Origin of the sequence: Paraoerskovia marina DSM 21750, assembly GCF_000701465.1 — a bacterium.
GTDB classification, from domain to species: domain Bacteria; phylum Actinomycetota; class Actinomycetes; order Actinomycetales; family Cellulomonadaceae; genus Paraoerskovia; species Paraoerskovia marina.
Genome location: NZ_JNIY01000009.1, coordinates 108,730 through 122,365 on the forward strand (window position 1 = coordinate 108,730; position 13,636 = coordinate 122,365).

Genomic DNA, 13,636 nt, shown 5'->3' on the forward strand with positions numbered 1-13,636 from the left:
TCCTAGAAGTCGAAGTCCGTCGTGAACGACCGCTTGATGGTGTAGTTCCCCTTCGAGAACGACTTCCACTGCGTCGTGTTCGGGATCGGCTCTTCGAGCCGCAGCTCGACGGACCGGTTGTTGTACTGGTCGGCGTCCTGGGTCAGGTACAGCACGGCCTTCTGATAGCGGTCGCGCTGGTCATCGGATGCGCTGTCGAAGGTAAGGACGGGCTGGTCGGAGATCAGCGTGTCGCCGACGTAGAGGCCGAGCCGCACCTGGCGCGCCTGGATCTTGTCGGTGACCGCCTCGCGCTGAAGTAGCTTGACGGCGAGCTGCCCGGTGGTGATCTTGTCGGTCTCGGGCATGAGGTCGACACCTACCGGTCGGATGTCGCTCTTGCGCTTCTTGTTGACCGCGATCACCGGCACGACTATCTCCTGGAGCGAAGCGCCACCGTGCACGTAGCGGGTGCCAGGGCCGGGTAGCGGGATGCGGTGGATCGACTTGGGGATCTGGATGTCGATGTCTCCCGCGAGCCCTGCCTGGGCGGAGGTGAACGTCATGAAGGAGGGCGACGGCTTCAGCGACCGGCCGAGCACGAAGCGGCGGTTGGTCTTGGTGACCGCGTCACCATGCGGGCTCTCCGAGAGGTAGTAGGCCTGCTCCAGCGGAGTGTCTTGGAATTGGAACCCGTGGTCGGCGGTGATGAGGATGTTCGTCGCGTTGGCGTTGGTCCACTTCTTCACCAGGAGCAGCAGCTCGCGAAGGGTCTCCTCGGCAGCCTCGAAGACGGTCCGCTCGGTCGGGGCCTTGTCGCCCGCGGCGTCGATCCGGTCGTGATAGACGTAGAAGACCTGGTGCTTCGTGTACAGCTCGCGAAGTTCGCTCCCCGGCATGGCCAGCACCTCGGCCGCGCTCATGGCATGCCCCTTGACCGCTTGCAGGATCTTGCCGCGGTTCGCGGTGCCGTTCGTCGGCTTCCCGTCCGCGAGCACCGGGAGGCCGTCCGGGTCGAGTTCCAAGCTGGAGTGCGGCAGCAGCGACGCCATGCCAAGTTGGGTGTAGCTCGGCAGCGAGCCGAGCACAGCGGAGAGCGAGGCATCGAAGCGGTCCTCGCCGCGGATCATCGACGCGAGTTGCTCGGCGATCTCATACCGCATGCCGTCGGAGATGATCACGACCACCTTGGTGCGACCGTCCTTGACGACGGGGGCGACGTGACGGTCGAAGAACCTCGCCTGCGGCGCGAGCGTCTCAGACTTCCACTCGCTCATGGGTTCAAGGGCCTGCTGCCAGAGCCCGCCGAAGTCGTAGAGGTACTTGTTGGTGTACTGCTTGTCGACCTCGGCCTTTAGCGCTTCGAGCGGCTTGTGGAAGTCGGCGGTCTGGTGCGCGTACGTGAACCAGCGGTAGTGCTGGTCGATGCGGAACCAGTCCGACTGGTACTTTTCCAACCCAACCGTGGCTGAGGCGATGGCGTGCGGCAACGCAGCGAGAGCCGCGAGCAGCTCCGAGGCGCTCTGGATCGCGTCGTAGAGCTTGGCGTACTTGGCGCTCCACAGGCTGTGCTGACGCTGCCGAACGATGTCCGCGACCTCACGGGGCGTCACCGACTGGGTGGTGACGGCGGCAGCTAGGTCGACGATGACCTTGCGGTCGACCTCCTCGAAGATCGTGCTCTTGGCCAGTTCGCGGTAGTCGCGCTGGTCGATCTTCGAGTTCACGTCGAGCGCGTCGGCCGCACGGGACGCGAGGGTCGTCATCACGTACTGCGTGCGCACGTCGTAGCGCAGGGCGTTGAAGTCACTGCGGATGTTGCGGAACTCGTCGGGCGCGTCCGAGGCGAAGTCTTCGATGGCGCGGCCGAACATCCACAGCACGAAGTCGTCCATGGTCGGGGTCGCGCTCGGGTAACTGTAGATGCTGGCGAGCCCGTCCCAGAAGAACTGGTCGAGGCCGAAGGCGACGAGGTCGTCGAACTTGGCGCTCTTCCCGGCGGCATTCTCGACGAGGAGTTCGCGGACGATGTCGGTCAGCTTGTTCCCTGAAGCCTTGACGAGCACCTGGCACATCTTGGCGCGAAGGCGTGCGGCGTCGTCTCCGTCGGTGAGGAGCTTCTCCAGCGCCTGCTTGCGGCTGTTCGCGGCAAAGAACTTCTGGTGCCGCTCGATGACCGGCAGCAGGGCTGAGTCGTTGAGGCCAAGCTCCTGTTGCAACATCGAGGTCTTGTCGGCTGTGAAGACGCCGTACGCGAGTTCGAGGTCGAGCAGCCAGTTTCCGGTGCCGCGCGAGACGTCGCCGGCTCGGTAGACGAGGTGCTTGTTGACGTGGTCGGCGATGATCGTGTTCTTTGCGCCGAGCTCGTTGCCCTTAACGCGGATGACGTTGACCGCGCCAAGGTCGAGCGCGTCGAGGTCGGCGGCGTACTCACCAGTGGGGTCATTCCAAAACACGACACGCTCGGACGCCAGACGGCCTCGGAGCGCCTCCTGGACGGCGGTCAGATCAGTCACTGGCCGCCTCCAAACCCGGAACCTTCTTGAGGGCAGCACCGAACTTCGGGTAGTTCGCTTTGACCCCGTCACCGAGTGCGATCGCCACGTTCTCGGACGCCTTAGGGTAGAGGATATCGTGCTCGTACCCCTTCAACTCGAGGAGTACCTTGCGGAGCCGGTCCGCTTCTTTGGCGTTCCCCACACGCTCAACTTGCTGCAGGGTCGACTCCAACTTGGTCACGTACTCACGCAGGTAGGACAGGACCGTCGAGACCGTCGTCGGCGAGTACCGATGCATGTATACCAGCGCGCTAAAAGAACCGCTCGGGCTGGAAAACAACCAGTAGATCGGGCGCCGCCTATACCGCTGGACGTGGTCCTTGTAGAAGGACTTCACGAAGTAGGTGCGCAGGTTCTTCACTCCGAGCGACTCAGTCACGAACCGCAGGTTGGCCTCAAAGTACTCGTCGCCAAACGCTGCGCGGAGGAACTGCCGGAATCGATCGACGATGTCATCCTCGAACCAGTCACCGTCGACAACGGGGATGACGTTGTCAGCGTCCGGCACGAAGCTTGGCGTCGGAACCTTTTGAAGGTATTCCTGCAATGTCATCCCCTGATCCGCGACGATCAGACCGGGTTCATCGAGGCTGTACCGGCCGAACATGCAGCCAACTGCGACGGACACAAGCTCAGATGCCAACGATGCTGCTGAGGGTGTGTCAAGAGTTACCTCGTCGACGTGCACCTCTTCCTGAGCTTCACCATCCAAGCGGAAGAGTGCATTGAACTCCGCGTTGTTGGCAGTCTCAGCCGCGGCCATCGCTTTAATGTCCTGAGCTACCTGATCAACCACCGCCTGGGCGCCGGCCGCAACGGCGCCCGAAGCTGCCCTCGTGGCAGCAAGAACGTCCAATTCACGGAATCCTATCGCAGTCTCACGACGCTCCCAGTTTCGCCTCGCGATCTCGATGCAGTGTTCAGCACGCCTGGCTACTCTCAATCTCTCCGTGGGATTGCGCCATGGCAGCACCGAGACGTACCCCGTATTGGCGTGCATTCCTGGGGCCACGGCTTTGATGTAGAGGTCAGCCACCGACGAGTTGAGGTAGGCAAGAAACGTGAGGAGGTCGTCATAATCGTCGCTAGGGCTGAAAAGGCTCATCGATACAACATCAAACATGGTGCCGGTATCACGCAGTCGTGCGCCAAGAACGGGCTGTCCGATATCAGACCACTCTACTGCTGGCCGTCCGTAGTACCTCTGATTCTGTGGACGAGCCCGCAATTTGCCCGCAGCATCACGGTTGCTCTTGATGTCTGCGCCGTCCTGCGCCCAATCAACGACCATTTCCATGTTGCCAAACCACTTGCGGAACGGGCCGCCCTTGCTATACGGCAACCACCGAGCCTCGTCACTGTCAGACCGACTCATCTGTGTGGTCGCGTAGGAGACCTCCCACCAATAGCGGAGAAAGCGGTCATTGTCACCAGTTTGCAGACCGACGCGAGCATCAGCTACGGAGGAAATGGGGTCATCGTGGCTGAGATGGTGAGCCTGCTTTGGAGTAAGCCAGTATGCGATCACCGAATTCGGGAAGGACTTGAACTCGGAGGATGCGATCCGCGAAAGCAGCCCCGTCTCCCGCGCCCGCCGAAACTCGCGTGACATTGCGGATTCCCCGTGTTCCTCCATTCGGTGGAATGCGCCGACGGTCGAGCGCAAACCCCCGCGAGAGGTAATGAATGCGCACGTGTTAACGACCTCTCCGCCGAATGAATCGAAGGCACCCGTGCCGAGTCCAATCATTGCGACGAGCGTGCTTGTTTCGAGCAGTGAGGAACGGAACTTGCCGAAGGTTGTCTGGAATGTCCAGGACTGCATCGTGATCATCGCAACGAAGCCGCGTGGAACCAGTTCGTGACAGCGCTCGATGAAAGCGGAGTATAGGTCCGACTTTGCCTCCGGGAACCTACGAGCGATGTACTCAGCCAGGGGTCCGCCCATGTTCTTGCTGCCCATGTACGGAGGATTCGCGATCGCGACTGCATACTTAGGCGTCAAGTAGGATGCTTGGCGAACTACTCGGTTGGCTCGTGCAACAATGTCCGATTGCAGGAGATCGTCGCCGGCGCCGAGTACTCCAAGGTGCCGTGCAAGCCGGTCCGCCTGCCCCGTTGGCGGATTGACCAAGGACCCGCAGGTGTCTGCCTTAGAAAACAGGTTCCAGAACGCTTCTTCTGCACCACGGTCCCCACCGAGGCTGAGAAGGAAGTCCAGTTCGTCAGCGCTGAATGAAACTGGCTCGATCACGCAGACGTGCGGCTCGACCGCGTCCTTCAAGAAGCGCTTGCGCCTCGAGGTGGCCTTCATCGTCAAAGCGAAGGCAGCCAGCGCACCGGCGCGCGGGTCGATCTCGGTGCCATAGAGGTTGTTCGTGAGGATGAGGCTAGGGATCTCGGACGGCGTGTATCCCTCCTCCTCATAGATCGCGTACAGGAGGTCGAAGGCGTACGTGAGCATGTGGCCCGACCCGCACGCCGGGTCGATCACGTTCAGCTCCTCTGGCGTGGAGATCTCCAGAATATCGGGCTCCTCGTCGACCGGAGCGATGTAGTAGTCCATCTGGTCGACGAGCCGGGACTCGGGGTGGTTGAGCATCCACAGTCGACCGAGGGAGTTCTCAACGAGGTATCGGACGATCCAGTGTGGGGTGAACAATTGTGTGGCGGCGGGGATCTCATCGGCGCCGGCCTTCTTGTTCTTCTTGAACCCGGCGAACACCTCGTCTTTCCGCTCCGAAATGTAGAACTGGTAAAGCCAGCCAATGACCTCGACGTCCTGGCACACTTCTTCAGAGAGCACCTTGACGGACCGGCTGAGGGCGGACTCCTCGGCGAGCAGGTTCGCGGGGATTAGCAGTTCCGTGTAGCCACCCTCGCGCTCGAACATGAACGGCATCGCCTGGTTCCAGTAGCGACAGTAATCCGCGAGCAGCAGCGCGTATGCCTCGGTCTGGGCATCGCCCCCCGATCGCGGGGGCCGGGTGCCGTCCAGTAGCCCCGTGATGATGGCCACGTTCGCGCCCCTCACCACATCGCCATCGATCTGGCCGCGCTTGGCCGAGGCGAGCACCTCGGGCTGGCCGACTTGATCTGCGGCCGGCGAAACAACTCCGAGGTCGGTGTAGCCGTTGGCGTCCATGAAGCGTAGGGCGATGATTCGGTTGAACCAGATGTAGGCGACCTTGTCGGTCACATAAGCCTTGCCTGAGAAATCACCGCCCTGGGCGGCGATAGCCCGCTCCAGCGCGGTCACAGCGCGGGGCTGCTCAACACGCTCAGGCGAGCCCGGTGCAAGAACTGCAGCAATGCGCGCACCAACCTCACGGATTAGCTCCGTACGCGCCGAGATGGCGAAAGACTTCAGCGGTGCGGTATCCATCAGAGCGTGATTCGCTTTCCATCGTTTAGGGTCTCGACGAGCGCGGCGCGGTACGTGGCAAGGTAGGTGTCAACGTCGGCTTCCGATTCAATGACACCCGACGCGCCAGGCACGTTGATCGACTTTATCGAGACCACGGGCTTCGGCGGCTGGCTGTCGTTGGCCCCCCGCTGCTGCGACTCGACTAGTTGGCTTAGCAGAGAGGGGTAGCCATCGTGTTCGAAGCTCGCTCCCACCTGGAGAATGAGCGGCGCTTGAATCTCGCCTTCAAGTCGTTCAAGAATGCGATCGACGTACTCGAGCACGCTAGCCCGCGTGTCAGGAGTGGCGTCGGCGTAGTAGGCACTTCCGAGGATCTCGGTCTTGCGGCCCTCGATCGCCGCGGACACGTCCGCGCGCTTGTTGGCGACAATGTTTTCAATCTGACCGCGCAAGCTGTCCGCGGCGGCTTTGAGCTGATTCATCTTGTTGCCACGGAAGGCATTGGGGTCAGTGAGCAGCGACGTAACTGTGTCGGCGCTTCCTACGGGGAGGTAGGCGATGTTTTCGGCGTTTTTGCTCAGGACGGTCTGCGCTTCATCAAAGATTCTGGCCTGCTGGCCGTTGACGAATGACTTGACGGGGTCGATCAGGTCTTCCTTGGCCTCAAGCAACTCATCAGCCTTATCGAACTCGCTCAGGTACCAGTCAGGCTGCTTGCCCACGGCCTCGTCGAGCAGCGCGACTACATCGGACAACTGGACGACAAACGGGTACCGACTGCTACTTACGAGGCCTGCGAGCTCTTCACGCCTAGCCCTGAGCTTGTCTTTGCCGAACTGGGCAAGTTCGGCGGGGTCGTTCGGCACGGCGCCCTCGTCGAAGAAGTCTGTGCAGAACTTTTTGAACGCAGCGACTTTGACTTGGTTGTATGTCTTCTGCGGTGCGACAATAACGTATTGGTGCTTGCCCGTATTGCGGATCAGGTTTGCTGCCTCGGTGCGGGTGACCGCGTTGGAATCGACGTTCAGCGCCACCTTGCCCTGGCCGACGAGCCACCCGAGCACGACTTCGATGGAACCGAGATCCCAACCGTAGGGCTTGGTCTCGAAGTGTTCGACAATCTTCTTGATCGTCACTTGCTCGCCCAGTCCCGTCTGAGTGATGATCCTGGCCTCCATCTCCGTGCCAGGTGAGTTCAGCGTGCTCAAGATCGCCGTGTCAACTAGACCTTGTTCGCTTCTCACGACACTCGCGACCTGCTGCTCCGAGAACACCTTTCCGCCGAGTAGGCCGAGGTTCGTGTAGGTACGGCTCACGAGCTCCTGAAACCCGTCGGCGACGCGCCCAATGGCGTCTTGCGAGCCGGAGGCAACCTCGGCAGCGTTGATGATCAGCTGTGCCTTGCCGACAGCCTGACGGAGACGCTCGATCATCTCCTTCTCGCGGTCGGCGTTGAGCACCTGCTTGGACTGAAGAATGGCCTGCATCGAGGCTGTAGCGCCAGAGTTGGTGCGTTGCTTCGTGTACTTCTCTGTCTTGAGCAGCAGGCGCAGGTCGGCGAGCAACCGCTTGTCACGACCGAGGAATACGCGCAGCTCGTCTCGGCCCATGCTCTGCGCCTTGATCTCGGCGTCGGTGTAACTGGTCTCGGAGGTGATGAAGTGGATGGTCAAATCGCGCTGGTTCCCCTGCACGGTGTCGTCGAGTTTATAGCCGAACGCGAAGTCCTGGCCATTCTTTACGTACTTGAGTTTGTTGGTCTTGAGGATGTCGGATGATAGGTACCGGAAGAGCTTGTTGGAGACCTCGGAGGAGTCGATGTCGACCGCCTTGATCTCCTTTTCGATCTCCTGCTCCTCGTTGGTGAGGTACTCGTAAACGTTGCCGTTGCGCTGGACGTACGACTGCGTCTCCAGCAGGTTGAGCGCCTCCTGCACCTGCTTGCCCAACCCGGTGAGGTCGAGGCCAAAGCGGTCGTAGACGAGCACGGTGAGGTTGCGTGGCGTGGCCTTGAAGGTGTCGACGTACTTGACCAGGAAGAGCGCCTTCAGGAGGCGATTGGCGAGGACTGTAATGTCCGAGCCGTTGTCGGGGAGGTGCTTCTCGGCCTGGAGGATGGCACTCTGCGCCGCCGACTTCAGGGCAGCGCTGATGCCCGAGAACATCTGGTCGAACGTAGCCAGGTAGCCCACCTGCTCGCCGCCGATCCGCTTGGCGACCTCCTGAACCACGCCTAGCATGGAGCGCTCGCCTACCGAGCTGTTCTTGCCCTCGAACATGTTGTGGTCGGACAGGCCTTCGATCGCGGCCTGGAACATCGGGATCTGGTAGGTGACGAAGGGGTAGGTATTGATGAAGCGGCCTTCGTCCACGTAGTTGCGGTAAGTCTTCGCACCGTCGACGAAGTTAAAGATTGTCGGGAAGTTCGCCGCCTGCGTGGAGTGGATCGTCTTGAGCACGCCGGCGCCCGCATCATTCTTCTCCAGCAGACGCTTGCTGATGACCTCTTCGACGTCCTGGCTGGTTAACTTCACCTTGGCACTGAAACGAGCCTGGATCTTGGAGAAGTCATTGCCCTGCTGTCGCGTGCGGTCGCCGATGACCTTGTCCATGTCCTCCTGCGAGGTGACGAAAACCCACGAGCGTCCCTCGCTCTTGGTGTTGAGGGACTCGGCAATCGTCTGGAGGTTAAGCATCAGTTTGACGTCGTCGGCGATGAACTGGCCGACCTCGTCGACGAAGAAGTTGAGACGGAAGCCGGGCTCCTGCTTGTCGATCCATGCCTTGACAGACGTGGCGAAGTCTTCGATCGAGACCGCATAGGACTTCTGGTACTGGGCGATGATGCCGGGGTTCGCCTCGCCGTTGACCTGGGCGAACGCCCTGTCGATGTTGTGGCCCTCCAGCGCGGTCTGCTCGCGACCCTGGGACCAATCGATGCCGGCGTGCCTGGCGAATGCCTCCTTGAAGGACTCGTACTGGCCGCGCTTGTCGAGGTCCTCCTCGAAGCGGGCGACCGCGCCGTCGTTGCCGAAGTAGCCACGGCTCTCATCGAACACCTTGACGAACACCTTGAGCAGGGCGTCAGTCTGGTCCTTGGCAATCAGGGTCGCCTTCTGGTCGATGTTGAACAGCAGGCTCTTGGCCGGGATCGCGGCTGCTTTCTTCAGCGACGCGACCAGGAACGCGTCGCTGGTTTTGCCGAGGAAGCTCTCGCTCACCTTCTCGCGCGGGAACGCTTGGCCCTCGACGTCGCCGAGTAGGTGGGCGAGCATCTTAAGCAGGTGGGACTTGCCAGAGCCGAAGAATCCCGAGATCCACACGCCGTTGGCGTTGGTGTAATTCGTGTACTCCTCCAGCAGCGGCGCGACACCCTTCGCGGCGTCATTGGTAAAGACGTACTCCTCGACCTCGGTGCCCACGTGGTCGACGTCGTCGGCCTTGACGACGCCCTCGATCGAGCGGGCGACGTCTTTGAGGAAGATCTCGTTGAGTTTCATCGGGTCATGCTTCCTGGTCGAGGATGCGCTTCGCGCGGTAAAATGAGTCGTCTTTGAGTTGGCCGAATAGCACGAGCGCCGAGCCCTGCGTGGCCGACACCTCGTACCGTCCCGGGAAGAACATCAGCATCGGCGTGTCCGATACGGCGGTCTGCAGGTTGTTCAGCACCGTGTGTGAACGCACAAACGGGAACACCTCGCCGACACCGGTGAGGAAGAGGATCTGGAAGGATTTGCCTGCGGTGCGTTCCTTGATGGCCGGGGCCAGGTGCATCTGCGGGTCGAGCATGTTCTGGAGCATCTTGAGGAAGTCGGGCTTGTCCATCGTCGGCTCGGCGGCGAGAACCCGTTCCCAGACATTGCGTGCCTTGAGCAGTTCGATACACAGGTCGTAGAGGTTGATCTCGACGACCTTGATGCCCAGCTCGGTGTCGAGCTTGGTCTTGATGCGCTTCTTCGCCTGGGCGACGTCGAGTGCCCATGCAGGATCGTAGTCGTAGATGAAGTGAGCGACCTCGTTGCCGAGGCCCTCCATCTTCAGGAAGCGCTCGCTGCTGAGCACGTTGAACAGGTGCGCTTCTTGCTGAGCCAGCGTGGGCTTGGGGTGCAGGGGCATCAGACCCCCCTCGTCGGGAAAAAGCGGATGTCGCTCGGCGTGCGCTCCGTGAGGTACTCGGCGACGCGGGCGGAGATGAGGGCGGGCTCGATTGCGCCCTTGGCCGTCAGCAGACCTGCCTCGACCATCATCCTGAAGAGCACCTGCCTGAGCTTCTTGTAGGTGGCGGCCGACGTGGCGTCGAGTTCGTCGTGCCACATCGCCTTGGCGCGGTAGAACGAGTCGTAGTCCGCGTAGGAGACCGTGCCCGCCAGGGTGAGGAACCTCTCGCGGAGGACTTCCTCGGCGAACTCCCCGATGAAGTCGTATCGACGGCAGGCGGCAGCCCACATCAAGTGACCGCGTTCCGTAGTGGTGACATCGGTGAGGATCTCAACCTCGCGATCCGTGAGTGCCGACATCCGCTTGACCGTCTCGCGTACGCGGCGGACGCCCGTGCTGCGGGTTCGACTCTGAAGGAGATTCTGGGCGACGGCGACGTCACGGACGTTCGCCCAGTCGCGATGCTCGATGTGCACAGGGGCCAAAACCGCGGCCTCCTGCTCGAGCAGGCCGCCGGTCGTGAACGACAGCGCGTAGCGCTCACAACGATCGTTCATCAAGGCGGGCCTCCGTCCAGAGTCAGGCAGGTCGAGCAATGTACTGCGGAGCACTGACAACGGTGGTCTCACCCCTCGCCGGAGGACTCATTCCATGCTGCAGCGCTGCCGCTGCGAATCTAGCCATCGATCTCACTCGTATGGACCTTCCAAAGTAGGCCCACCTTCTGGACCGGCGTGCCCCTCCCAGCGATCCACGCGTAGACGATGTCCTTCGTGACACCGAGGTGGAGGGCGACGCCGTCAGCGGACAGCCACGGGTCGACCATGGTCGATCACCCACCTACTCGGTACTGGAAAACTAGGACGGCGCAACTCTACCCGGGCTGGGGGATGCTGTGACCTGGTTTGACTGGGTCTGATCGGCGAGAGCCGGATGTATCACCTCCGACGCGGCGAGGTCCCGGCAGACAAGCATGTCAGGCGGTTAGGGCGCCGAGCTACACGGGCGGCAGAGGTGCATCACAGCCTTTGGTGACGGCGGTCTTGGCGTCGACCTTTGCAGAACATCGCCCCGGCGGCAGTGGCCCTTGGGCTTCGATTCCGGCCCGGCCGAGTTGGACAGTGAGCGGACTGGAGCTCGATATGGGCCCGCCGTTGATGACATGGATCTTCGCACGGCTTTCACGCCTTGTCGTAGGGACGAGTAGTGCGTCGCGGACCTCGTCGAGGTTTACTCGGATGGCCTGGCCGCCGCCAACGCGGTACGCCCACAGCACGTTCGCGGTGATGCGGTGCCGGAGCGTCTTGACCGACACCCCCGATGAGTTCGGCGGCAACGACAAGCTTGACGAGTGCCTATCCGGCGGCGACCTATTGATGGTGGGCCCGGACTGCCGCCGGCCGTTTTCGTAGCTCGACGGGCCTCGCGGACCGGGCGTCGACGTGCTCGTTGACCGGCGCGGCCACGAGTGCCAGCTGTGCGTCCATCGGAGTCTCCCTCGGTGACAGTGATGGCCAGCGGTGGTCGCTGGTCACCAAGCACATCGCCGTGGAGACGCGATTGCCCGCGCCGATACCGGCGTGGGCCGCTTCGCCTACTTTGTGCTTTCGATCTGGACGATCCACTCGTTGACCGTCGCGACCGCCTCGTCCAGCGACATCGACAGCCCGGCGTCGTGGGCCGCCGCCGCGTAGTCGCGCACCCAGTGGTCGTGAGGGCTCATCAGCGGCGGCCATGAGCGCTCAGGGCGGCCGAGTTCCCGGGCATCCTGAGCGCGCGCTTCGCAGACGGCGACTGCTGCCGTACGGATGTCGTTCAGGGTCGGTTGTCCCTCCGCCTCGATCAGCGACCGCAGCAGCACGAGGTCGACGACGTCGCGAGGGCGGTCGTTGATACTCGTCGGGGGATCATGGGGGTCCGAGGCCGCGTGGATCTTCTGTGCGACCTGGAACCGCATCGCGATCGTGACGAGGGTGTCCGGCGTAGGCAGGCCGAAGGGTTCGAGGCGAGGCGCAGGAATCGTCTCCGGCGTGGCACCCGCGCCACCCTCGTCCGGCGCGATCTCGACCTGGACCTTGCGCCAGATCTGACCCTTGAGGCTGACGAACACCTGGAAGCGCCGGGGCTGGATGACTCGGGTCGGCGTCTGGATGACCTCGACCTCCGACCGAGTGAGGGTCAGCGGGCCTCATTGCTCGGCGAAAGCGTCGTCGAGCGCGATGATGAAGTCGTCGATGTCACCGCGCACGAGTCCGTCGAGGTCGCTGGTGGCGCGTGCTGTATTGCCGAGCCGATGCTGAAGGTACGTCCCACCCTTGAGCAGGAAGCGGGGCGTGCCGCCGTCGCTCGCGCGTTGGAGCGCGGCGATCACGACGGTAGAGGCTACGAGCCACCCCATGCGTCCACCGGCTGCAGGCACGTCGAGCGCCTTCTCCGCGTGGGTGACCCACTGCGCCAGGATCGACGCGCTGGCCGGCGGCTTCGCCTTGGGCTTGAGGTCGGCGAGCGTCTTCTCGGCCGGACGAGACTCGGCCATCAGCGATCCTCCAGAAGTTGGGTCAGGCGGGCGACGTCGTCGCGACGGACCGCGCTGGTCCGCTCTCCGCGTTCGATGGCTTGGCGCAGCAGGTAGCTCGGCGTGCCGCCGGCGGTGCACTGTTCGATCGCTGTCGTCGCGGTGACGATACGCATGAGGTTCCACCAACCGAGCTGATCTGGCTTCAGCTCGTCGACGTGGACGACGAAAGCGTCGTTGTCGGACCGCCTGATGCGCCGCGCCGTGGGAACGGTGACGTGGTACCGCGCAGGGTTGATGTCGCTGATCTCGTGGAGCGCGAGGGCCGTCTCGTGGCTCAACGCAGCGTCCGGGTCGCCGGTGCGGAGCAGCGCGACCTGGAACTGTTCGTGCTCGATGCCCGGCAGGTACGGGACGCGGTAGATCCCACGAGCCACCGGGAGCAGCCCGCCGTGGGCAACGAGATTGTCGACCGCTCCCGCCGTGAGGTCCAGATCATGAATGGCCTGCTGGCGGGTGACGAGGCCGTTCTGACCCTCCGCGAGGGCGCGCAAGGCATCTCTCGCGAGAGTTCCACCTGGACCCGGCATGTCAAAAACCTATCACTAGTGATCCACTTTTGACTGCCATGTATTGCTCGCCGTGTCGCATCAGCTCGGCGAGCGTCGCGCCCTCGTGAGGAGATCGCGTGAGTCCCGTGTGCTGCAGGTCGTGAAACCGGTCGCCCTCTGTCAAGCCGTCGACTGCCTTGCGGCGATCGCCCCATACCGAGTTCCAGCGCGACGCTGACGTGTGTTCCTTGCCTTTCGCGCTTGTCAGGACAATGGCTGACTTCGCACGCGCGCAGACCCGCTCGCCGAGGTGCTCCCGCAGCCGATCGAACCTCAGCGGCGGCACCGCCATCGAGCGCAGGTCCGTCTCCGACTTCGGGGCGGTGGGCCCACCCGCGGACCCGTTCTTCTGGCGGCGCACGAAGATCGTCGCCGCGGTGGGGTCGGTGTTCCACGCAATGTCCCGGCGCTGGAGCCCGAGCACCTCGACCGGGGCCGGGGGAGTCGT

At 62.6% G+C, this 13,636-nt stretch carries 7 protein-coding genes and 1 pseudogene; all 8 read right to left on the reverse strand.

What is annotated here, in order from left to right; genetic code table 11:
* Positions 1-2: 2 nt before the first annotated feature.
* Entirely contained in the window at positions 3-2,495 is a 2,493-nt protein-coding gene (gene pglZ, locus Q343_RS0111935) for a BREX-1 system phosphatase PglZ type A (RefSeq protein ID WP_029253805.1), read from the reverse strand.
* Positions 2,488-5,922: a BREX-1 system adenine-specific DNA-methyltransferase PglX gene (gene pglX, locus Q343_RS0111940; protein ID WP_029253806.1), complete on the reverse strand. Its 3,435-nt coding sequence runs from the start codon at positions 5,920-5,922 to the stop codon at positions 2,488-2,490. Before pglX ends, pglZ begins: the two co-directional genes overlap by 8 nt.
* Positions 5,922-9,404 (reverse strand): BREX system P-loop protein BrxC, encoded by a 3,483-nt coding sequence (brxC, locus tag Q343_RS0111945; RefSeq protein WP_029253807.1) that lies wholly within the window; start codon positions 9,402-9,404, stop codon positions 5,922-5,924. The genes pglX and brxC overlap by 1 nt, the downstream gene beginning before the upstream one ends.
* A gap of 4 nt (positions 9,405-9,408) precedes the next feature.
* A complete protein-coding gene (locus Q343_RS0111950; protein WP_029253808.1) occupies positions 9,409-10,020 on the reverse strand; it encodes a DUF1788 domain-containing protein in 612 nt (203 codons plus the stop codon).
* The gene (locus Q343_RS0111955; protein WP_029253809.1) at positions 10,020-10,619 is read right to left on the reverse strand and encodes a DUF1819 family protein; all 600 of its coding nucleotides are present in this window, start codon (positions 10,617-10,619) and stop codon (positions 10,020-10,022) included. The genes Q343_RS0111950 and Q343_RS0111955 overlap by 1 nt, the downstream gene beginning before the upstream one ends.
* 1,037 nt (positions 10,620-11,656) lie before the next feature.
* Positions 11,657-12,598, reverse strand: a pseudogene (locus tag Q343_RS15720) (nucleotidyl transferase AbiEii/AbiGii toxin family protein).
* Complete coding sequence (locus Q343_RS14625) at positions 12,598-13,167, reverse strand: type IV toxin-antitoxin system AbiEi family antitoxin domain-containing protein (protein WP_081829805.1); 570 nt, start codon at positions 13,165-13,167, stop codon at positions 12,598-12,600. Before Q343_RS14625 ends, Q343_RS15720 begins: the two are co-directional and overlap by 1 nt.
* A gap of 1 nt (position 13,168) precedes the next feature.
* A complete protein-coding gene (locus Q343_RS0111980; RefSeq protein ID WP_211249007.1) occupies positions 13,169-13,549 on the reverse strand; it encodes a hypothetical protein in 381 nt (126 codons plus the stop codon).
* Positions 13,550-13,636 lie beyond the last annotated feature (87 nt).